The 19,524-nt window shown below is 70.1% G+C and carries 24 protein-coding genes; 7 read left to right on the forward strand and 17 right to left on the reverse strand.

The features are described 5' to 3' along the window. Position 1 precedes the first annotated feature (1 nt). Positions 2-1,849, forward strand: a complete 1,848-nt coding sequence (gene pknB / locus AB0I15_RS23335) for a Stk1 family PASTA domain-containing Ser/Thr kinase (RefSeq protein WP_358099024.1) — start codon at positions 2-4, stop codon at positions 1,847-1,849. 218 nt (positions 1,850-2,067) lie between these two features. Here the strand turns inward: pknB and AB0I15_RS23340 are convergent, their stop codons facing one another. From AB0I15_RS23340 to AB0I15_RS23350, 3 genes are read right to left on the reverse strand one after another with little or no spacing between them, the layout of a single operon-like run. Then, positions 2,068-2,640, reverse strand: coding sequence for a gamma-glutamyl-gamma-aminobutyrate hydrolase family protein (locus AB0I15_RS23340; RefSeq protein WP_358099027.1), 573 nt, complete (start codon positions 2,638-2,640; stop codon positions 2,068-2,070). Further along, a complete protein-coding gene (locus AB0I15_RS23345; RefSeq protein ID WP_358099030.1) occupies positions 2,637-2,795 on the reverse strand; it encodes a hypothetical protein in 159 nt (52 codons plus the stop codon). The genes AB0I15_RS23340 and AB0I15_RS23345 overlap by 4 nt, the downstream gene beginning before the upstream one ends. A gap of 1 nt (position 2,796) precedes the next feature. Then, positions 2,797-3,453 carry a class E sortase gene (locus AB0I15_RS23350; RefSeq protein ID WP_358099033.1) on the reverse strand — a complete coding sequence of 219 codons (657 nt, stop codon included), beginning with the start codon at positions 3,451-3,453 and terminating at the stop codon, positions 2,797-2,799. A gap of 99 nt (positions 3,454-3,552) precedes the next feature. On the opposite strand from AB0I15_RS23350, the gene AB0I15_RS23355 reads away from it, so the two are divergent. Further along, on the forward strand, positions 3,553-3,798 hold the full coding sequence (locus AB0I15_RS23355; protein WP_138694473.1) for a cell division protein CrgA: 246 nt from the start codon (positions 3,553-3,555) through the stop codon (positions 3,796-3,798). Positions 3,799-3,833: 35 nt separating this feature from the next. On the opposite strand, the gene AB0I15_RS23360 is transcribed toward AB0I15_RS23355, so the two are convergent. Both AB0I15_RS23360 and AB0I15_RS23365 read right to left on the reverse strand, forming a co-directional pair. After that, a complete protein-coding gene (locus tag AB0I15_RS23360; RefSeq protein ID WP_358099036.1) occupies positions 3,834-4,718 on the reverse strand; it encodes a rhomboid family intramembrane serine protease in 885 nt (294 codons plus the stop codon). Between the two features lie 205 nt (positions 4,719-4,923). Next, positions 4,924-5,460 carry a peptidylprolyl isomerase gene (locus AB0I15_RS23365; RefSeq protein WP_358099039.1) on the reverse strand — a complete coding sequence of 179 codons (537 nt, stop codon included), beginning with the start codon at positions 5,458-5,460 and terminating at the stop codon, positions 4,924-4,926. A 264-nt stretch (positions 5,461-5,724) separates the two neighbouring features. On the opposite strand from AB0I15_RS23365, the gene AB0I15_RS23370 reads away from it, so the two are divergent. Then, positions 5,725-6,117 (forward strand): hypothetical protein, encoded by a 393-nt coding sequence (locus tag AB0I15_RS23370; protein WP_358099042.1) that lies wholly within the window; start codon positions 5,725-5,727, stop codon positions 6,115-6,117. Between the two features lie 87 nt (positions 6,118-6,204). Then, on the forward strand, positions 6,205-7,281 hold the full coding sequence (locus tag AB0I15_RS23375) for a hypothetical protein (RefSeq protein ID WP_358099044.1): 1,077 nt from the start codon (positions 6,205-6,207) through the stop codon (positions 7,279-7,281). Positions 7,282-7,286: 5 nt separating this feature from the next. Here AB0I15_RS23375 and AB0I15_RS23380 read toward each other — a convergent pair whose 3' ends face one another. Then, positions 7,287-7,727 (reverse strand): hypothetical protein, encoded by a 441-nt coding sequence (locus AB0I15_RS23380; protein WP_358099045.1) that lies wholly within the window; start codon positions 7,725-7,727, stop codon positions 7,287-7,289. A gap of 123 nt (positions 7,728-7,850) precedes the next feature. On the opposite strand from AB0I15_RS23380, the gene AB0I15_RS23385 reads away from it, so the two are divergent. Next, positions 7,851-8,522 carry a response regulator transcription factor gene (locus tag AB0I15_RS23385; RefSeq protein WP_358099047.1) on the forward strand — a complete coding sequence of 224 codons (672 nt, stop codon included), beginning with the start codon at positions 7,851-7,853 and terminating at the stop codon, positions 8,520-8,522. Beyond that, positions 8,519-9,880, forward strand: a complete 1,362-nt coding sequence (locus AB0I15_RS23390; RefSeq protein ID WP_358099050.1) for a HAMP domain-containing sensor histidine kinase — start codon at positions 8,519-8,521, stop codon at positions 9,878-9,880. Before AB0I15_RS23385 ends, AB0I15_RS23390 begins: the two co-directional genes overlap by 4 nt. On the opposite strand, the gene AB0I15_RS23395 is transcribed toward AB0I15_RS23390, so the two are convergent. The 11 genes from AB0I15_RS23395 to AB0I15_RS23445 all read right to left on the reverse strand — a co-directional run bounded on the left by AB0I15_RS23395 (position 9,803) and on the right by AB0I15_RS23445 (position 18,755). Beyond that, positions 9,803-10,819 (reverse strand): GNAT family N-acetyltransferase, encoded by a 1,017-nt coding sequence (locus AB0I15_RS23395; RefSeq protein WP_358099052.1) that lies wholly within the window; start codon positions 10,817-10,819, stop codon positions 9,803-9,805. The genes AB0I15_RS23390 and AB0I15_RS23395 overlap by 78 nt on opposite strands. A gap of 9 nt (positions 10,820-10,828) precedes the next feature. Next, positions 10,829-11,212, reverse strand: coding sequence for a hypothetical protein (locus AB0I15_RS23400; RefSeq protein WP_358099055.1), 384 nt, complete (start codon positions 11,210-11,212; stop codon positions 10,829-10,831). A gap of 115 nt (positions 11,213-11,327) precedes the next feature. Then, positions 11,328-11,900, reverse strand: a complete 573-nt coding sequence (locus AB0I15_RS23405) for a PadR family transcriptional regulator (protein ID WP_358099058.1) — start codon at positions 11,898-11,900, stop codon at positions 11,328-11,330. Between the two features lie 46 nt (positions 11,901-11,946). Further along, a complete protein-coding gene (locus AB0I15_RS23410; RefSeq protein ID WP_358099061.1) occupies positions 11,947-12,741 on the reverse strand; it encodes an MBL fold metallo-hydrolase in 795 nt (264 codons plus the stop codon). A gap of 60 nt (positions 12,742-12,801) precedes the next feature. Beyond that, complete coding sequence (locus AB0I15_RS23415) at positions 12,802-13,443, reverse strand: response regulator transcription factor (RefSeq protein WP_358099064.1); 642 nt, start codon at positions 13,441-13,443, stop codon at positions 12,802-12,804. Between the two features lie 40 nt (positions 13,444-13,483). Next, positions 13,484-14,653 carry a histidine kinase gene (locus AB0I15_RS23420; RefSeq protein ID WP_358099067.1) on the reverse strand — a complete coding sequence of 390 codons (1,170 nt, stop codon included), beginning with the start codon at positions 14,651-14,653 and terminating at the stop codon, positions 13,484-13,486. Positions 14,654-14,759: 106 nt separating this feature from the next. Further along, a complete protein-coding gene (locus AB0I15_RS23425) occupies positions 14,760-15,302 on the reverse strand; it encodes a hypothetical protein (RefSeq protein WP_358099070.1) in 543 nt (180 codons plus the stop codon). 39 nt (positions 15,303-15,341) lie between these two features. Further along, positions 15,342-15,770: a thioesterase family protein gene (locus AB0I15_RS23430; RefSeq protein ID WP_358099073.1), complete on the reverse strand. Its 429-nt coding sequence runs from the start codon at positions 15,768-15,770 to the stop codon at positions 15,342-15,344. 3 nt (positions 15,771-15,773) lie between these two features. After that, complete coding sequence (locus AB0I15_RS23435; protein ID WP_358099076.1) at positions 15,774-16,418, reverse strand: TetR/AcrR family transcriptional regulator; 645 nt, start codon at positions 16,416-16,418, stop codon at positions 15,774-15,776. A 29-nt stretch (positions 16,419-16,447) separates the two neighbouring features. Further along, positions 16,448-16,894, reverse strand: coding sequence for a hypothetical protein (locus tag AB0I15_RS23440; RefSeq protein ID WP_358099079.1), 447 nt, complete (start codon positions 16,892-16,894; stop codon positions 16,448-16,450). Positions 16,895-16,952: 58 nt separating this feature from the next. Next, entirely contained in the window at positions 16,953-18,755 is a 1,803-nt protein-coding gene (locus tag AB0I15_RS23445) for an NAD(P)/FAD-dependent oxidoreductase (RefSeq protein WP_358099082.1), read from the reverse strand. 138 nt (positions 18,756-18,893) lie between these two features. Between AB0I15_RS23445 and AB0I15_RS23450 the strand changes: the two genes are divergently transcribed. Beyond that, positions 18,894-19,469 carry an XRE family transcriptional regulator gene (locus tag AB0I15_RS23450; RefSeq protein WP_358099085.1) on the forward strand — a complete coding sequence of 192 codons (576 nt, stop codon included), beginning with the start codon at positions 18,894-18,896 and terminating at the stop codon, positions 19,467-19,469. The last annotated feature ends 55 nt before the right edge of the window (positions 19,470-19,524 follow it).

A 19,524-nucleotide genomic window follows, 5' to 3' on the forward strand; every position in this document is an offset into this window, starting at 1 on the left:
AATGACTCAGCCTCGGCTACTCGGAGGTCGTTACGAGCTCGACGGTGTCGTCGGGCGCGGCGGCATGGCCGAGGTGTATCGCGCCCGAGACATCCGGCTGGACCGCATAGTCGCGATCAAGACCCTCCGGTCCGACCTGGCGCGAGACCACACCTTCCAGGCCCGCTTCCGCCGTGAGGCGCAGTCCGCGGCCTCACTGAACCACCCGGCCGTCGTCGCGGTCTACGACACCGGCGAAGACGTGTCCGAGGGCGCGCCCGTGCCCTACATCGTCATGGAGTATGTCGACGGCAGGACGCTGCGCGACCTGCTGCGCCAAGACCGGCGGCTGCTGCCTGAGCGCGCCACCGAACTGGTCGACGGCATCCTGCGGGCGCTGGACTACAGCCACCGCGGCGGCATCGTGCACCGCGACATCAAGCCGGCCAACGTGATGATCACGCGTGCCGGCGACGTCAAGGTGATGGACTTCGGCATCGCGCGTGCGATGGCCGACTCCGCGGCCACGATGACGCAGACGGCGCAGGTGATAGGCACCGCCCAATACCTGTCGCCCGAGCAGGCGCGGGGCGAGCGGGTCGACGCGCGCAGCGACATCTACTCCACCGGCTGTGTGCTCTACGAGCTCCTGACCGGCCAGCCGCCGTTCACCGGCGACTCCCCGGTCGCGATCGCCTACCAGCACGTGCGCGAGGAGCCGATCCCGCCGTCGCAGATCGATCCCGAGATCCCGGCGTGGGCCGACGCGATAGTGCTGAAGGCCATGGCCAAGGATCCGGCGCACCGCTACCAGAACGCGTCCGAGATGCGGGCCGACATCCAGCGGGCGATGTCCGGCATGCCGGTCGACGCCCAGACGATGGCGATGACCGGCAACCACCACCAGGGCACGCGCATGATGACGGCGACCCAGGCGGCTCAGGGCCCGGCCACGCAGCGCGCCGGCGCGATCCCCCCTTACGAGTACGACGGTGACGGGGGCGGCCGGGGTGGCCGGCGCAGGGCCGGCGGCGGTGGCAACAATGCCGTCAAGACGGCGCTGTGGATCATCATCCCGCTGCTGATCATCGGCGCGTTCGTCACGGTCGGCTACGTGGTGTTCAGTGGCAAGGACACACCGGCCGACACGCAGGTCACGATCCCGTCCCTCGCCTCGCAGGAGAAGAAGTTCGCGGAGGACCAACTCACGGGCCTCGGGCTGAAGGTCCAGGTCGTGCAGGAGTTCAACTCCGACGTGGACAAGGGCGCCGTGATCAAGACGGTGCCCGACGAGGGCCAGAAGGTCGACAAGGAGTCGACGGTCCAGCTCTTCGTCTCCAAGGGCACCGAGAAGGTCAAGGTGCCCGACGGTCTCATCGGGCTCTCGCAGGCCGACGCCACGGCGCTCCTCGAGAAGGCCGAGCTGCGCCCGGCCATCAAGACCAAGGCCTCGAGCCAGAAGCAGGGCACGGTCATCGACACCAGGCCCAAGGCCGGCGAGTCGGTCGAGAAGGGCGGCACGGTCACCCTCTACGTGCCCATGGAGCTGGGCGAGGTGCCCAGCGTGATCGGGCTCACGGTGGCGGACGCGAAGGCCCAGCTCAAGGCCGCGGGCTTCAGGACCAAGGTCCAGGAGCAGCCCAGCGACCAGGCCGCGGGCACGGTCATCCAGCAGAACCCGGGTGAGGGCACCCCGCAGGTGCCGAACACGACGGTCACGATCGTGGTGTCCAGCGGTCCCGAGGACACGGCGCCGCCGCCCACGACCGATTTCCCGACGGAGGAGCCGCCGCCGGACGACCAGACGGACTTCCCGGACGAGGAGCCGACGGAGGAGAACCCGATCGGTGACGAAGGCCTCGGCGGCTGAGGTCCACTGAGGTCCACTGAGGTCCACTGAGGTCCACTGAGGTCCACTGAGGCTCACTGAGGCTCACGTACGAAAGAAGGGCCGCCCTTCCCCCTCGGGGGACGGGCGGCCCTTCTCGTTCTGCCGCACGAAATGCCGCTCCACACAGAGAACGCCCCCGCCGCTCGGGGGCAACGGCGGGGACGCTCACCTGTACGTCGCTCTACGCGAGTCGTTTGTTACACGATTCCGCGCAGCCAATTCCGCAGCAGCCGGTGTCCGTGTTCGGACAAGACGGACTCGGGGTGGAACTGGATGCCTTCGATGGGCGCCGAGCGGTGGCGCAGGCCCATGATGACGCCGTCTTCCGTGCGGGCGGTCACGTCGAGCACCTCGGGGACGGTCTGCGGCAGCACGGCCAGCGAGTGGTAGCGGGTCATCCGCACGGGCGAGGGCAGCGTCTCGAACACGCCCTTGCCGTCGTGGACGATGGCGCTGGTCTGGCCGTGGAAGAGCTCGGGGGCGCGGGTCACGGTGGCGCCGTAGGCGATGGCGATGGCCTGGTGGCCGAGGCAGACGCCGAGCAGCGGCCGGTGGTGCTCGGCCGCGTGGTGCACCAGGGGGACGCTCACGCCGGCCGCCTCGGGCGTGCCGGGGCCCGGGCTGATGAGGACGCCGTCGAAGCCGTCGGCGTCGCTCACGCGTACGTCGTCGCGTGGGCGGACGTCGCAGTCGGCGCCCAGCTCGCGCAGGTACTGGACGATGGTGTGGACGAAGCTGTCGTGGTTGTCCACGACGAGCACGCGGCTCATTTCCTTACGGTCACCTCGTCCAGCGTCACGGCGGGCTCGAGTAGCGGGAACACGGCATACCAGAGTACGGCCACCGCCACCGCGACCAGCGCGGCGGCCGTCAGGAACCGGGTGCGCGGGGGGCCGGGCAGCTTGCGCCAGAGCCAGGCGTACATGTCACTCCTTGCGTGGTTCGCTCTTTTTGAGCACGCCGTAGACGATGAGCCGTTCGGCGGCCGAGTATTCGGGGTGGCAGGTGGACAGCGTGATGAAGGCGCGGAGGGGGCGGATGTCGGGCTTGCCGGGCACGGGGGCGAGCACCTCGATCTCGTCGGGGCGCACGATGTCTTGCGAGGTGACGCGGTAGGTGTAGCGGGCCTCGCGGGCCTCCACGATGATCTCGTCGTCGCGTTCCAGCTTGTCGATCTCGTTGAACGGGGCCGCGTACGTGGTGCGGTGTCCCGACAGCACGAAGTTGCCGATCTGGCCCGGCATGGCGCTGTCGGGGTAGTGTCCGGGGCCCTTCTTCAGGTGCTCGGCGCCGACGCCCTCGACGACGGCGTAGCGGTAGTCGCGGCCGAGCCTGGGGATGCGCAGCAGCGCCAGGGCCGTGCCGAGCTCGATCCGGTCGAGCCGGCCGCGCTCCTTGGCCGCCAGCTCGCGCTGGAGCAGCGCCTGCTGGCTCTGGGTGTAGGCGCCGGTGCCCCAGAGCAGATAGGCGCAGAAGAGCATGAGGATCAGGCCCGCGGTGATGCTCGTCTCCCCCACGGCCCGCAGCGTGGCCCGCATGTGAGAAGCGTATTCGGCCACGATGCGGCCCCTGGGGATCGCCATGTCATGCGCGTGGCGACTATCCTGGACCACGCTTCAACTACGCTTAACGAAGAGCCTGTGGACGATCCGGATGCCCAGGCCCTCAGCAGGAGTTATCCAGTGCCCAAGTCCAAGGCTCGCAAGAAGGCGGTTTACACCCCGCCGCAGAGATCTCAGCAGGTCAAGGTCAGCCCGCGCTGGCTGGCGCCCACGATGGTCGTCGCATGGATCATCGGCATCCTGTGGATCGCGATCTACTACGTCGCACCGCAGGCGCCGTTCTTCAGCGACCTCCAGAACTGGAATCTGCTGATCGGGTTTGTTTTCATCATCTTCGGTGTGGTGCTTTCCACCCGCTGGCGTTAGTTCTTTCCACAGTCTTTTCCACAGCCTGGGGAAGCTCAGGCGACCATGCTGACAATCGCTGGGACGCGGACCAGAACGAGCACCACGAGCAGGACCAGCGCTCCAGCGATCGCCAGCCATTGCCACAGCGACCTGTTGCTCTTCGGGGCGTAGACCAGCGCCGCGCACAGCAGTGTGCCCGTGACCAGGCCGCCGACGTGGCCGGTCCAGCTGATGCGGACGCCGGAGATCGCCGGCAGCACGAACGTGATGGCCAGGTTGAGTGCGATGATCACGGCGATGCCGCGCACGTCGAGGTTGAGCCTGCGCCCGACGATGAACACCGCGCCGAACATCCCGAAGACGGCCCCCGACGCGCCCAGCGTGGTCACGTTGAGCGGGTCGAGCCAGAGGCCCAGCACCGAGCCGCCCAGTGCGCTGAGCAGGTAGAGGGCCAGATAGCGGGTGTGTCCGAAGGCTCGCTCGAGATAGGGGCCCACGACGTAGATGGCCCAGGAGTTGAACAGGATGTGGATCAGGTCGCCGTGGAGGAAGGCGGCGGTGATCAGCCGGTAGTACTGGTCGAGCACGGCCACGCCGGGAGACCACATGACCAGCTCTTCGGTGATCCTCCCGCCCGTGAGGTATTGGGCGCCGAAGACCAGCACGTTGATGACCAGGAGCGCGTACGTCACGACAGGCGTTCGCACCACGTTGCCGCCGAAGGCGGACGTGGCCTGGCGGATGCCCTTGTTGCCCTCGGCGACGCACTCGGGGCACTGGAAGCCGACCGCGGCGTCACGCATGCAGTCGGGGCAGATGGGACGCTCGCAACGCTGGCAGCGGACCCAGGTTTCCTTGCTGGGATGCCGGTAGCACGTGGGCACCGACTCAGCGGGCTGCTCGGGCTGAGGGGGCGGGCTGGGCGGCTGGCTGGTCATGACCGAAAGCCTATGGCTTGCGTGGGCGTCCCGCGTGGCCCTGTGGCGCCCGCTGAGACGGCCGGACGGGCTCTCCCACGTGCCCAGGCGCCCCCGAGGGCGCTCTCACACGGCACGGAAGCGCTGCCCGCCCCTGCGGGCGCCCCCCGCGCCCTGCACGGCCCTGTGGGGGTGCACGGCGGGGGGAGTGCCTCGCGTCGGCGGGTCAGGCCGGGACTCGGTCGAAGGTGACCGACTCCAGGATGACGTCCTCGGCGGGGCGGTCGCGTCGGTCCGTACGGGTCTTGGCGATCTCGTCCACGACCTCCTGACCCTCGATGACCTCGCCGAAGATGGTGTGCTTGCCGTTGAGGTGCGGCGTCGGCACGACCGTGATGAAGAACTGCGAGCCGTTGGTGCCCTTGCCGAAGCGGATGCCCGCGTTGGCCATGGCCAGCAGGTAGGGGCGGTTGAACCAGAGCTCGGGGTGGATCTCGTCGTCGAACTCGTAGCCCGGCCCGCCGATGCCCTGGCCGAGCGGGTCACCGCCCTGGACCATGAAACCGGAGATCACCCGGTGGAAGATCGTGCCGTCGTAGTAGCGGTCGGTGCTCTTTTCCCCGGTGCCCGGGTGAGTCCATTCGCGGGTGCCCTCGGCGAGCTCCACGAAGTTCCGCACCGTTTTCGGGGCTCTGTTGGGAAAGAGTTCCACCTTGATCGTGCCGCGGTTCGTCTTCAGGTTAGCGATCAGCTTCTCAGCCACGAGACAGCTGCCCCCCTCTATGCACAGGGTTGGTTTTGTGATGTTTTGAGGTCTATGGCCGTTCGGCCCCTCGGAGCCATCCTCCCACGGCCCGCCATGATTGAGCCGCCTTGTCCAGGGAAGCAGAGGCTCGGGGCCCCAACGACAGGGGAGGTTGTCGTGTCCCTGACACATAGAAGACGCCGCGTGGCCATAGAGGTTCCCGCCACGTGGATGAGCCGTATGAAGGCTCGGGCTGTGCAAACAGGCCACCGTATGGCGCCGATGGCCGATCACGCCAAGGTGGTCGCCGCACAGCGCATCGAAGACGCCCGATACTGGGCGGCGCCGCGGCTGGAATCCGCGGCGCACGGGTTCGAGGATCAGGTCGCCCCCAAGGTCAGCTCGATGCTGACCACGGCGGCCAGGAGAATCGATCCCAAACCGTCACGATCGCGTCGCTGGCCGATGCTCGTGCTGTTGAGCGGACTTGCGGTCGGGACGATCGGCTACATGTTCTACCGGCGCAACGCTCAGCAGTGGACCGAGCACATGAAGGACTCGGCCTCCGACGCTTCACGATGGGTCGACGAGAAGGCGGACCGGGCCTCCCAGGCCTCGGATCGCATGGCGGCCGACGTGTCGCGCAAGGCGGATGAGGCATCTCGGAAGATGTAGCGAGTTCGCTGAGAAGCGCGCCCCCGACGTGTTCGGGGGCGCGCTTCTCGCGTTGACGTGAGACCAAGCGCTTGCTAGAAACCGGGCATGGCGCTGTCACCGCTCGACGACTACCCCATTCACCAGGCCCCGCAGGTCATGCGGCACGTGGCCACCAGCGACCGCAACTTCTACGACCGCTACTACTTCAACTGCCACGCCAGGACCGACGAGCTGATGCTGATCGTCGGCCTCGGCCAGTACCCCAACCTGGGCGTCACCGACGCCTTCGCCTGCGTACGCACCCCCGGCCTGCACCGCGTCGTCCGGGCCTCCCGCGAGCTGGGCCTGGACCGGATGGACACGCGGGTCGGCCCCTTCCGCGTCGAGGTCGTCGAAGGGCTCAGGCGGCTCAGGGTGATCCTGGAGCCGAACGAGCATGGCCTGTCCTTCGACCTCCTGTGGGAGGGCACGATCCCGGCCACGCTGGAGCCCCGGCACTTCCTGCGGTGGCAGGAGCGGGTCATGTTCGACTCGGTACGCCTGGCGCAGACCGGCCAGTGGTCCGGCACCATCAGGATCGGCGACGAGGAGCACCCGGTCACCCCCGACCGCTGGATGGGGACGAGGGACCGCTCCTGGGGCATCAGGCCGGTCGGCGAGTCGGAGCCCCCTGGCATCCAGGTCAAGAACGCCGGCACGTTCTACTGGCTGTACGCGCCGATGCGCTTCGACGACCACGCCATCCTCTGCATCGTCCAGGAGGACGAGCGGGGCCGCCGGATGCTGGAGGAGGCCGTACGCGTGTGGTCCGACGGGCGGGAGGAGGAGTATCTCGGCAGACCGGACTATCACCCGGTCTACGCCCCCGGCACCCGTGACGCCGTCGAGGCCACGATCACCTTCTCCCCACCCGGCGGCAAGCCGATCGAGGTGCGCTGCACGCCGCTGCTGCCGGTTCACCTCATGCTCGGCACCGGCTACGGGCTGGAGCCGGAGTGGCGGCACGGGATGTACCAGGGCGCGGAGCCCGTCGTGCAGGGCGTGACGTACCGGTTGCCCGACGACGCGGCCCGGATGTGGGGCATGGTGGACGCCGTCGGACGCTTCGAGTACGACGGGCTCGTCGGCTACGGGCTGTACGAGTACTGGGCCCTCGGCCCGCACCCGTCATTCCCGGCGTGAGCCTCCTACTCGGGCTTCTCGCACATGATGCTGACGGTCTTGGCCTGGGCGCCCTCGGCCGGGACCGTGACGGCGATCGACGGGCCGGCCACGCCGGGCTCGGCGGGCAGGACGGGCAGGGCGGGCACTGCCTCCGTGAATTCCCCCTCCGGGACCGGGAGCGCCTTGCCCGTGACCGCTTCGGGCAGGTCACCGTCCGGGACGGACTCGATGTCCACCTTCTCGCCCGGCTTGATCAGCTTCACCTTCCCGTCACGCGTGGCCACCCGGCTCTCCGCGTCCGCCGGCAGCGCCTTGGCGAGGGCGACGACCTTGCCGTCGCTGGTCGTGCAGATGACCTCGGTGCCGGCGGGGACGGGGGCCTCGTCGGCCAGGGCGGAGCCGGCCAGACCGGTGATGGCGAGTACGGCGGCCGCACCGAGCACCGCGAGACGACGCTTGAACATGAATTCTCCTCACAGAGGTCGATCGAACGTCTCAGAGCGTGCTCCCCCGCACCTGAAGTGATCCTGAAGACGACCTAAATGATCTTCAGGTTGGCTTTAGGTGATCTGAGGCACTCTGGGAGCGTGCGAGTGCTATTGGTGGAGGACGAGGAGCGGCTGGCCGATCTGGTCAAGGGCGGGCTGGCCGGCGAGGGCTTCGCGGTGGACGTGGCGCACGACGGGCGCGACGGGCTGTGGATGGCCACCGAGAACGCCTACGACGTGATCGTCCTGGACGTCATGCTGCCCAGGCTCAACGGCTACGCGGTCTGCTCCAAGCTGCGCGAGGCCGGCGACTGGACGCCGATCATGATGCTCACGGCCAAGGACGGCATCTACGACGAGGCCGAGGCACTGGACAACGGGGCCGACGACTACCTGGCCAAGCCGTTCTCCTACGTGGTGCTGCTGGCCCGGCTCCGCGCACTGGTACGGCGGGGCGGGCGCGAGCGGCCCGTGTCGATCACCGTCGGCGACCTGGTGATCGATCCGGCCGGACTGCGCTGCCGCAGGGGCGAGGTGGGGATCGGGCTGACGCCGAAGGAGTTCGCGGTGCTGCACGCGCTCGCGCGCCGGCCCGGCGAGGTGGTCTCCAAGAGCGAGCTGCTGGCCCAGGCCTGGGACTTCTCCTACGACGGCGACCCGAACATCGTCGAGGTCTACATCAGCGCCCTGCGCCGCAAGATCGACCTGCCCTTCGGCAAGACGACGCTCATGACGGTCCGCGGGGCCGGATACCGGCTGGAGGCGGCGTGAAAGGCTATTCGTCCGTACGGGTGCGGGCCACGGTGGCGGCGACTCTCGTGGTGGCCATCGCCCTGGGGCTCGCGGTGCTGGTGCTGGTGCTGGCGCTGCGGGGCACCCTGGCCAGCAGCGCCGACGCCGAGGCGGTCAGGAAGGCCGTGGCCGCGGCGCCGTACGCGGAGACGATGGCGATCCGGGCCGTCGAGCCGATCCCCGCGAATGAGGTGAGCACGCCGGTCCCCACGGAGCCCGGCAAGAGAGGCGTCGCACAGCCCGGCAAGATACTCGAGGGCAAGGTGCACCTGCAGGACGGCACGATAGCCACCGTCGCCGACCCCGACATCCTCCTGACCAAGGACCGGCAGGCCACCGCCGAGGCGTGGGCGCTGCCGGGCCGGTACGCGGTGGCCCAGCTCGAGGTGGCCACCACGGCCGGGCCGACCACGGTGTGGTCCAGGGTGTCCCTGGACATCGCGGAGCAGGCCCTGGGGACGCTGAACAGCGCGCTGCTGCCCGGCGTGCCGGCCCTGCTGCTCGTGGTGGCCGGGATGACGTGGGTCTCGGTGGGCCGCGCGCTCAACCCGGTGGCCGCCATCAGGGCCAAGGTGGCCGACATCACGGCCAGCGACCTGCACCAGCGTGTTCCCGTACCGACGTCGAAGGATGAGATCGCCGCGCTGGCCACCACCGTGAACGGCACGCTCGACCGGCTGGAGACGGCCGTGGAGCGGCACAAGCGGTTCGTCGCCGACGCCGCGCACGAATTGCGCAGCCCCATCGCGACCCTGCGCGCCCGGCTGGAGCTGGCCGAGCCGAGCGAGCTGACCGAGGAGGCCCTGGCCGACGTCGAACGCCTGCAGTCCCTGGCCGCGAACCTGCTCCTGCTGGCCAAGCTGGACGCGGGCGAGCCGCTGCGCACCAGCGAGCTGGACCTCGGCCAGGTGGCGGCGGAGGCGTCGCTGCGCGCCAGGCGGAGGCCCGAGGTGCGAGTGGAGCTGGACATCGAGCCGGACGTGGTGATGACCGGGTCGAGCGCGCACCTCGACCGCCTGGTGACGAATCTGGCCGACAACGCCGTACGGCACGCCGCCTCGACCGTGCGGGTGCGGGTGAGCGCCGGGTCCGACCAGGCCGTGCTCGAGGTGAGCGACGACGGGCCCGGGATCCCGCCCGAGCAGCGGGAGGCGGTGTTCGACCGGTTCACCCGCCTGGACGAGGCGCGGGCCAGGGACGCGGGCGGCGCCGGGCTGGGCCTGCCCATCGCCCGCGACATCGCGCTCCTGCACCGGGGGTCACTCGTGTACGCCGGCTCCGGATTCGTCGCGACGTTCCCCCTGCGGGAGGCGTGGGGCCCCTTGCGGGAGACGTAGGGCGTAGTTCCGGCTGCGCTGGGTGATCGCGAACCCCGCCCGCGTGTAGACGCCGAGCGCCCCCGTCGGGTTCTCGGTGTCGACGCTGAGCACCGCGCTCTCGTACCCCTGCCCGGCCAGGACGTGGAGGGCGTGCGCGAGCAGCGCGCTCGCCACACCCTTGCCACGCCACTCCCTCAGCGTGCCGATGATCGAGATCACCGCCTGGCGCACGCCGATCCGGGCGCTGTGGAGGTCGTGGAAGTGCGTGATCAGCACGCCCACCGCCCGGTCGCCGGCCAGGGCCACGAACGAGGCGTCGGGGCGGAAGCTGCGCGAGCCGGCCGCGTGGCCCCGCCAGCTCTCGCGCGTGTGCGGCACCGTGCCCCAGTGGTCGCGGAACGACTCGTTGCGCACGTGGCGGGCGCCGTCGTCCAGCTCGGGCGACCACGTGGCGATCGACACGCCCCCGGGCGGCCTGGGCTCGGGCAGCTCGCCCGGCAGCGTGCGCTCCATGCGGGCGAACGTGCGCACCGCGGCGAACCCGGCCCCCTCCGCCAGCGCGGCGAGGCCGGGGTTGCCGTCGTGGACGTTGAGGCGGAGCTCCGGCGGCACGCCGGGAAACGCCCGCTCGCTCAGCCCCGGCGCCGTCGTGATCGCCCAGTCCAGGAGGCGCCTGCCGTGGCCGCGCCCGCGGTGGGCGGGATGCACGCCGCCCCACAGGCGCATCGGGTGCGTCTCCGCGGCGGACGGGCGGACCGGCAGGTAGCTGAAGGCCGCGATCCGGTCGCCGTCCCTGGCCGCGAGTGTGCCCGCGGCCAGGTCGATCCCGTGGTGGGCGAGCTGCTCCACCACGTCGTCGACGCCGTGGCTCTCGCCGGTGCGGTCCTCGGCCTCCACCGCGGCCCAGAACTCCGCCAGCGACCGGGCGTCCTTCCGCGTCACCGGTCCCCACTCCATGAGGGCAGCCTAGGTGAGCCGGCTGGAGCCTCCCAGCCGGTCGGCGATGCGGGTCAGGCCCGCGGCGAACGACGCTCGGGTGGTCGCGGCGAACCCGATGAAGAACCGGTTGGCCAGCGGCACGCCCCAGCGCGCCCATTCGGCCACGTTGTAGACGGAGTGCACCACCCGCGTGCCCTCCGGGTCGGGGAAGACCGACCATTCGCCGCGATACCACCAGCCGCCCTGGTAGGCCAGGGTGTGGTCGCCGGCCTCCCAGTTGGGGAGGTCTTCGCGCAGGACCCGCCACACCTGCTCGACAGGCGCGGTGACCACTCCGGAGACCTCGGTGATGAGCTTCTTCCGCACGGCCCGCCCATCCGGGCGTCCGGGCGCGGGAATCTTTTCGGACATGGCGCAACTCCCATGGTCGCGGCGCCTATCCTGTGAACGCGAAAGTTCGAGACAGGGATATGACGCCTTGCTTCGGATCACGGCCGCCGGGGTGTTGGCGCACCCCGGCGGCCTTTCACATGTCGATGGAGGTCGCCCAGTCGAGCTCCCCCGTGTCCAGGCGGTCGAGCAGCCCGCCGATCCAATCCAGCTCGGCCGCGTAGAGCGACCGCTCGATCTCGACCTCCAGCGTGAGGATCGCGGGCAGGCCGCTGTCGGCCACGGCCTTCATGTGGGCGCTCATCCCGGTCAGGAGGCCCTCGATCGTGGCCGCCCTGGCGCGCAGCGCGCGCTGCGCCTCGGGCAGCGGCAGGCAGCCGATGAGCGAGACGGCCGCGACGAACGCGCGCCTGTCGGGCTCCGGCTTCTCCAGGAGCCGGCGCAGCCGGGTGCGCAGCTCCTCCCTGCCCTCTTCGGTGATCTCGTAGACCGTGCGCTCGGGCCTGCGCCCTTCGCGCCCGGTCCCCGTGGGGACGATCAGCTCGTCCTTGGCCAGCCGCTCGACCGCGTGGTAGAGGCTGCGCGGCAGGCCGGTGATGTAGTCCTTGTGCGTGTCGACGATGATGCGGTGCAGCTCGTAGGGATGGCCGGCACGCACGCTGAGCAGGGCCAGCACGGTCAGGCCGACCAGGTCATGGCGTCGCGCCATAGCGCCTCCCCCTATATTGCACTTTGCAATATAGCTTTCTTGGGCGCTAGGCGTCGAGCTGCAGGAAGGCCCGGTCGATCGCCTGCCTGGTCACGTCCTCGGGATAGGGGAAGAGCTTGATCAGGTCGCGCAACCCCTCCACGTGGGCCCGCTTGGCCAGCTCGGCCACGAGGACCAGCTCGGCCTGCTGCGCCTGCGCGTACGCCCGGTCCACGACCGCGCCGTGCCCCGGCACGATCACCTGCTCGGGCATCTCCGCCAGCATCGCCGCCACGGTCTCGGGCCAGTCGATCGGGTACGAGTCGCTGAACGCCGGCGGCGCCCCCTCCTCCACCAGGTCACCGGCGAACACCACACCCGCGTCCGGCACGTGCACGACCACGTCGTTGCTGCTGTGCCCGAGCCCGAAGTGCCGCAGGTTCACGATCCGGCCGCCGATGTCGAGGCCGGCCGCGGAGGTGAACGTGTGGTCGGGCGGCACGATCGTGACCTCCTCCAACTCCTCGTGGCGGTCGGGCAGGGTCTTGAGGACGTTGGCGCGGTGCTGCTCGCCGTACAGGTCGATCTCCTCGGCGCACCTCGAATGGCCCCAGATCTCGGCGCCGCGGAAGAGGGCGTTGCCGAAGTAGTGGTCGAAGTGGGAGTGGCTGTTGACGACCGTCCACGGGTAGGCGGTGATCCTCCGGATCGCCTCGATCAGGTCCGCCGCCTCCCTGTGCGAGGTCCGCGTGTCGAGCACCAAGCAGTGCCCATCGCCGACGACCAGGCCCACGTTCATGTCGAACGACCGGTGACGCCGGACGTAGACCCGGTCACCGACCTCCTGCCACTGCTCGTTCATGCCAACGAACCCTACTTTTAGGAGCGGTTCGTGGCATACGACTTCCGGATCACCGGCGGATCAGCCCCGCAGATACGCCAGCACCGCCAGCACCCTGCGATGCCCGTCGGCGGCGGGCGGCAGGTCGAGCTTGGTGAAGATGTTCGCGATGTGCTTGGCCACGGCGGCCTCGGTGACGACCAGCTCCTTGGCGATCGAGCCGTTCGACCGTCCTTCGGCGATCAGGCCGAGCACCTCCTGCTCGCGCGGGGTGAGCCGGGCCAGGGGGTCGCGCCGCCGCCGCAGGAGCTGGCGCACCACCTCCGGGTCCACGACCGTGCCGCCGGCGGCCACGCGGTCGAGGGCGTCGACGAACTCGCGTACGTCGCCGATGCGGTCTTTCAGCAGGTAGCCGACGCCGGCGCCGGCGCCCGACCCGAGCAGTTCGGCGGCGTAGGTCTGCTCCACGTACTGGCTGAGCACCAGCACCGCCGGCTCGGGCCGCCGCGCGCGCAGTTCGAGCGCGGCCCGCAGCCCCTCGTCGGCGAAGCCGGGCGGCATCCGCACGTCGGTCACCACGGCGTCAGGGCGGTGCTCGGTCACGGCCTCGATCAGGGCGGGCGCGTCGCCGACCGCGGCGACCACGACATGGCCGAAGCGTTCGAGCAGCCCGACCAGGCCCTCCCTGAGCAGGACGGCGTCTTCGGCGATCACAACCCGCACGTGCTCTCCTTCGCGATGCGTCCGTCGCCCGGCACTTCGCTCACGCGCACGGGATCTCCACTCTGACGAGGGTAGGGCCGCCGGCCGGGCTCGACACCGACAGTCTCCCGCCCACCACGGCCAGCCGATCCGCCAGCCCGGTCAGCCCCGTCCCCTTGCCCGGGTCGGCTCCTCCGACGCCGTCGTCGCGCACCTCGACGAGCAGCGTGTCGCGCTCGACCCGGCCGGTGACCGAGCCCCTGGTGGCCCGGCTGTGCCTGGCCAGGTTCGTGAGGGCCTCGCTGACCACGTAGTACGCGGTGACCTCCACGGGCGCGGGCAACCGCCCGGCCAGCTCGACGTCCACGTCCACGGGCACCGGTGAACGCCCCGCCACGTCGTGCACCGCCGCGCCGAGCCCCCGGTCGGTGAGCACCTGCGAGTGCACGCCCCTGATCAGCTCGCGCAGCTCGGCCAGCGCCCGTTTGGCCTCGTCGTGGGCCAGCCCGATCAGCCGCGCCGCGGACGCGTCCTCGGGCAGGTCGAGCTTGGCGATGCCGAGGGTCATGGACAGCGAGACCAGTCGCTGCTGGGCGCCGTCGTGCAGGTCCCGCTCGATCCTGCGGCGCTCCATCTCGAACGCGTCCACCAGCCTGGCCCGCGACCGCAGCACCTCGCCGAGCTCCGACGACTGCGGCGCGAGCACCGCCCGCGCCATGGCCCCTCTGGCGCCGCCCCAGGCGGTGATCGTGTACGCGGCGACGGGCAGCAGCAACAGGCCCGCGATGGAGGCCAGGGTGCCGACGAGCGGGTGGACCGCGGGCTGGACGACCGGGGACAGGATCAGCACCAGCGGCCCCACGATCGTGAACAGCAGCATGACCAGGTCGATCCACCACAGCGCGAGCACGGTCATGAGCGCCAGCCCGGCCTCCCGCCTGCGCCTGTCGGGGGTCATGGGGACGGGGACGGTGTCGACCAGACGCAGGCGGAGGCGCTCGAACCGGGCGACGAGCGGCATGGACAGCGCGAACGCGGCCAGGCCCGTCACGACGCCCAGCACGGTGGTGACGAGCGCGCCGCTCATGGCCGCGGCCGCGATGGCCCCGGCCGCCGCGCCCGGGACGGCGCTGGCCACGAGATAGGCCGCACAACGCCACGGCCAGGCCGAGCCGAGGAACGGCAGCGGGCGCTGGGTGAGCGCTTCCAGCGCGGTCCTGTTGAGCATCATGCGACCGTATCCGCTGGTGGCGAAGGTGAGCAGTAGTGCTGGGTGTAGCTTTTCCGGCGAAGCGGCGACGCGGGCCGCCGTTCATGGAATTTCCGGGACGCCGCCCTCACCCATAGGGCTCGTAGTCCACCCGCTCGTTCTCCTTCTCCGATACGAGCCGGGCGCTTACTCGGGAATTATGGCGAATTCCGGCGGACTTTCGGATGTGCGGGAGAACGCCTATCTGGAAGTCGTCCTCGTAGATGATCGTGCCGGGGTCGGGCGAGCGTACGACATCGTAGGGAACGTCGTAACGGTGCAGCAGGGCTTCCAGAGGGGCGAGGGCGGCGATGAGGGCGGTCGCGTTCGGCTTGAACCAGGGGACGGCGCGGATGGTATTTCCGTCGGCGTAAAACGGCGGATATGGCAAACGCGCGAAAAACCAGTCGTCCACCTCCGTGAACAGGTCATCGTCGGCCGGTGTGAGGCGGCCGTCGCGGCGAAGATGGTGACAGGCGGCGAAGATGCCCACCGGCACGCCCAGCCGTCCGTAATAGCGGACCTGGAACCGTACATAAAGGCGGGCGTCGCCTTGACTCAGGGGTTTTCCATTTCCATTGGTCACAGTTCTGGTTTTACCCCGTCGGATCGCCGAGCGCACGAAACGCATACCCTTCGGACATGCTTGTCGAACGCCGCGGTCAGGCCTTTAAACGGTCACGGCGGGCAGAAGGAGGGGTTCGGCGGCGGCACGGAGTTCGGAACTGAACGGCGCCGGGCGGAAGGTGGCGGGGTCGAGGTTGACGTTCACGCGATAGCCCTCCGCGTGCACGGTCGAGCGATCCGGCGACAGGACGTGGAAGCCGTACACGCCGCTGGTGCGGCCCATGCGGTCCATCCAGAAGTCCACCAGGACCTCGCCCGCGCCCACGATGGGCGCGTTGTAGGTGATCTTGAACTCCCGCACGGCGAGATAGACGTCCTTGAAGCGGGAGATCGCCGGGTCGAAGTTCCAGCCCCGCTCCGCCCAGAAGGCCGAGATGGCGCGCTCGACGAGCAGGGCGTAACGCGAGTTGTGCAGCAGGCCCATGGCGTCGAGGTCGTCGAAGTGGACCTGGGCGAGGCGGGTTTCCGGCAACGTTCAGTCCTCCGGGAGGAGTGCGGGGTCGGGGGTCAGGGCGCGCAGCCGCTCCAGCACGGCGCGGCGGGCCCGGTCGTAGACGATGGTGTCGCCGCCCAGCAGGCGGGCGTGGGTGATCGTGGCCTCGCCGAGCGCGTCGACCTCGTACGCGAGCTGCGCCGCATCGATGTCGCCGGGCAGCTCGCCCAGGTCCATCGCCTCCCGCACCGCCCGCTCGACCAGGCCGAGCCAGTCGGTCATCGCCTTGGCCACGCGCTCGCGGACGGCCCCGGGGCGGTCGTCGAACTCCACCTGCGCCACGAAGAAGAAGCACCCGCCCGGCAGCACCTTCGCCTCGTAGAAGCGCAGGCGGGCCTCGTGGAGCGCCAGGACGCGCCGCACGCCGGGCGGTGTGCGCAGGGCGGGCCTGACGATCTCGTCCACCCACTGGCCGCTCGCCCATTCGATGGCGTCGAGCTGGAGCTGCTCTTTATCGCGCCAATGGGCAAAAAATCCGGACTTGCTCACTCCGGCGGCGGTCGCCAGCCTGCCCAGAGTGAGCCCGTCGAGCCCGTCCACCGAGGCCAGCGACACCGCCTGCGCGAGTATCGCCTCCCGGCTACGCCGGCCGCGCTCACGGCGGCCGTCTTCCCTGGTGTCCGTCACAGGGCCAGCTTACATGTACGACCGATCGTTCATATACTTTGGCCCGCCCCCTCCCGCCGCCCGAACCGGTCCGCCATCGCGTCGAACATCTCCACCGCCCGCCCCAGATCCGCCACCTCGGCCGACGGCAGCCCGAGCTGCGGGTCGAAGCACTCGAACCCGGTCTCGCGCTCGACCACGGACGCCACCTCGTACAGCAGCCCGAGCACCCGTCGCGCCTCGTCACCGTGGGTCCAGTAGGGGGCGCTCATCTCCCAGCCGCCCTCCCAGTGGTTCACGGAGATGCCGGTGCCCTCGTGGTCCATCTCCCAGTTCGGCGGGTATTCGACGATGCGCACCTCGCCGAGCAGCTCACGGGTGCGGGTGACGACGGCGGACCAGGCCGCCAGGTCGGGCGGGAGGGGCTCGGCCCGGTCGAGCGCCTCGTCCCAGCTCTGGCCGGGCTCGCGGCGGGTGAAGTAGAGGTCGTAGCTCATGCTGGACGAAGGTACTAGCCGGGGACGGTCCTGCGGATCTTGGCGCCGCCTCGGTACGTCAGGCGTCGCGGAACTCCAGGCCCTCGAAGGCGCTCGACGTGCGCCACTCGTCGATGTAGGCGAAGTAGGCCATCGCCCCGTGCGGGTAGCCGACGTTGAGGCGGCCCCTGCGGCCCAGGTCCTGGCCCTCGTTGTTGTAGTAGCCGGGCGTGCAGTCCGGGGAGCCCAGGAGCATGCCCGGCCCCGACAGCAGCAGGTCGACCCAGAACTCCTCGGCCTCCTTCGTGGCCTCGACCTCGATGTGGCCGTGCTCCAGGGCGTGCCCGACGATGACCGCGATCGTCCTGCCCGCCTCCGTCAGGTTGTGCGGGATGTTGGAGATGAGGTTGGCGGCCTGCGTCGGCTGGACGAGGAAGGCGTTCGGGAAGCCGTGCACGTGGATGCCGTGCAGGGTGCGCATGCCCTCCGCCCAGTGCTCCGACAGCCTGACCCCGTCGCGGCCGATCAGGTCGTAGTTGGCGCGGCGGGTGTAGTCGGTGCCGACCTCGAACCCCGAGGCGTAGATGACGCAGTCGACCTCGTACTCCCTGCCGGCCGCCACCACCCCGGCTTCGGTGATGCGCTCCACGCCCTTGCCGTCGGTGTCGACCAGGTGGGTGCCGGGGACGTTGTACGCCTGCAGATACTCGTCGTGGAAGCACGGGCGTTTGCAGAGCTGGCGGTACCACGCCTTCAGGCTGCGCGCCGTCTCCGGGTCGGCGACGATCGTGTCCACGCGGGCGCGGATCTCCTCCATCTTCTCGAAGTCGGAGTCCTCGAAGGCGGCCAGCATGTTGGGCCGGGTGAACTCCTCCGGCGGCAGGGCCATGATCCTGGCGCGGACGCGGCGGGCGAGGTCGGTCCAGCCGTCCATGACGAGGTCCTCGTCGGTCTGGCCGCCGGTCTGGTTGGCGGTGAAGTTCTCCAGCCAGCGCCGCTGCCAGCCCGGTGTCGCGATCGTGGCGAACCAGCCGGGGTCGGTCGGCCGGTTGTCGCGTACGTCCACCGACGAGGGGGTGCGCTGGAAGACGTACAGCTCCGCGCAGGCCCGCGCGAGGTGCGGCACGCACTGGACGGCCGTCGCGCCCGTTCCGATGATGGCCACCCGCTTGTCGCGCAGCCGCTCCATCGGCGCGCCCGACGGGTCGCCGCCCGTGTAGGCGTAGTCCCAGCGGCTCGTGTGGAAGGCGTGCCCGCGGAACTGCTCGATGCCCGGGATGCCGGGGAGCTTCGGCACATGGAGGGGGCCGATGCCCATGACGACGAACTGGGCGGTGAACGCGTCGCCGCGGTTGGTGCGCACGAGCCAGCGGCCGCCGAGCCATTCGAGCCCCAGCACCTCGGTGTGGAAGAGCGTGTCGTCGTAGAGGCCGAAGTGCTTGCCGATGCGGCGGCAGTGTTCGAGGATCTCGGGCGCGTGGGCGTACTTCTCGGTGGGCATGTGCCCGGTCTCTTCGAGCAGCGGCATGTACACGAACGAGGCCGTGTCGCACTGGGCGCCCGGGTAGCGGTTCCAGTACCAGGTGCCGCCGAAGTCGCCGCCCTTCTCCACGACGCGCACGTCCTCGACCCCGGCCTCCTTCAGCCGCGCGCCGGTGACGAGCCCGGCGAAGCCGCCGCCGATGACCGCGACCGTCACGTGGTCGGTCTTGGGCTCGCGCTCGGTCAGCGGCGTGTACGGGTCGTCGAGGTAGTGCGCGAAGCGGCCGGTGAGGCGGAGGTACTGGTCGTTGCCGTCGGGGCGCAGCCGCTTGTCGCGTTCTTCGCGGTATTTCCGGCGCAGGGCCTCTTTGTCGATGCTGGGGCGGTCGTCGACGGTCATGCGTCCCTCCGGAGACGGGGCCTGAATTCCAGAATCGCATTCGGTAATGACGGCGGCAAGACTCGGCCGACCGGATTCTGCCGAGTCCTGACGGCAACGCGAGTTGCCGTTTTCGGGACGATCCCCTGCAATGGAGGCGTGGACGCATCGGCCCTCACCCAGGCACTCACCGAGGTCGGCCCCCGGCTCAAGCGGCTGCGCACCGAGCGTGGCGTCACGCTGGCGGCGCTCGCCGAGGTGACCGGCATCTCCAAGAGCACCCTTTCGCGGCTGGAGTCGGGGCAGCGCCGGCCCAGCCTGGAGCTGCTGCTGCCCATCTCCCAGGCCCACCAGGTGCCGCTGGACGAGCTGGTCGGGGCGCCCGAGGTGGGCGATCCGCGCATCCGGCTCAGGCCACGCCGGGTGAACGGCAACGTGGTGCTGCCGCTGACCCGGCAGCCGGGGCCGCTGCAGACGTACAAGATGGTGATCCCGGCCACCAGGTGCGTGCCCGAGCCCACCACGCACGAGGGCTACGAGTGGCTCTATGTCCTGTCCGGGCGGCTGCGGCTGACGCTGGCCGGTCGTGACCTGGTGCTGGGGGTGGGCGAGGCGGCCGAGTTCGACACGCGGTTGCCGCACTGGTTCGGCAGCACCGGCGAGGGGCCCGTCGAGATCCTCAGCCTGTTCGGCCGGCAGGGCGAGCGGATGCACGTCCGCGCCAGGCCGAGCTGAGCCCAGGCTGCCTGCTTGGTGACCGGAACACCCACTATTGTGGTGGCCCGGACAC

Source organism: Nonomuraea sp. NPDC050643 (genome assembly GCF_040654715.1).
Lineage (GTDB): Bacteria > Actinomycetota > Actinomycetes > Streptosporangiales > Streptosporangiaceae > Nonomuraea.

Bases quoted from the DNA above. Each gene is read 5' to 3' on its own strand.
- pknB (WP_358099024.1), top strand. From the start codon at position 2: ATGACTCAGCCTCGGCTACTCGGAGGTCGTTACGAGCTCGACGGTGTC.
- AB0I15_RS23340 (WP_358099027.1), bottom strand. From the start codon at position 2,640: ATGAGCCGCGTGCTCGTCGTGGACAACCACGACAGCTTCGTCCACACC.
- AB0I15_RS23345 (WP_358099030.1), bottom strand. From the start codon at position 2,795: ATGTACGCCTGGCTCTGGCGCAAGCTGCCCGGCCCCCCGCGCACCCGG.
- AB0I15_RS23350 (WP_358099033.1), bottom strand. From the start codon at position 3,453: ATGGCGATCCCCAGGGGCCGCATCGTGGCCGAATACGCTTCTCACATG.
- AB0I15_RS23360 (WP_358099036.1), bottom strand. From the start codon at position 4,718: ATGACCAGCCAGCCGCCCAGCCCGCCCCCTCAGCCCGAGCAGCCCGCT.
- AB0I15_RS23370 (WP_358099042.1), top strand. From the start codon at position 5,725: ATGGCCGATCACGCCAAGGTGGTCGCCGCACAGCGCATCGAAGACGCC.
- AB0I15_RS23375 (WP_358099044.1), top strand. From the start codon at position 6,205: ATGGCGCTGTCACCGCTCGACGACTACCCCATTCACCAGGCCCCGCAG.
- AB0I15_RS23380 (WP_358099045.1), bottom strand. From the start codon at position 7,727: ATGTTCAAGCGTCGTCTCGCGGTGCTCGGTGCGGCCGCCGTACTCGCC.
- AB0I15_RS23395 (WP_358099052.1), bottom strand. From the start codon at position 10,819: ATGGAGTGGGGACCGGTGACGCGGAAGGACGCCCGGTCGCTGGCGGAG.
- AB0I15_RS23400 (WP_358099055.1), bottom strand. From the start codon at position 11,212: ATGTCCGAAAAGATTCCCGCGCCCGGACGCCCGGATGGGCGGGCCGTG.
- AB0I15_RS23405 (WP_358099058.1), bottom strand. From the start codon at position 11,900: ATGGCGCGACGCCATGACCTGGTCGGCCTGACCGTGCTGGCCCTGCTC.
- AB0I15_RS23410 (WP_358099061.1), bottom strand. From the start codon at position 12,741: ATGAACGAGCAGTGGCAGGAGGTCGGTGACCGGGTCTACGTCCGGCGT.
- AB0I15_RS23420 (WP_358099067.1), bottom strand. From the start codon at position 14,653: ATGATGCTCAACAGGACCGCGCTGGAAGCGCTCACCCAGCGCCCGCTG.
- AB0I15_RS23425 (WP_358099070.1), bottom strand. From the start codon at position 15,302: ATGCGTTTCGTGCGCTCGGCGATCCGACGGGGTAAAACCAGAACTGTG.
- AB0I15_RS23440 (WP_358099079.1), bottom strand. From the start codon at position 16,894: ATGAGCTACGACCTCTACTTCACCCGCCGCGAGCCCGGCCAGAGCTGG.
- AB0I15_RS23445 (WP_358099082.1), bottom strand. From the start codon at position 18,755: ATGACCGTCGACGACCGCCCCAGCATCGACAAAGAGGCCCTGCGCCGG.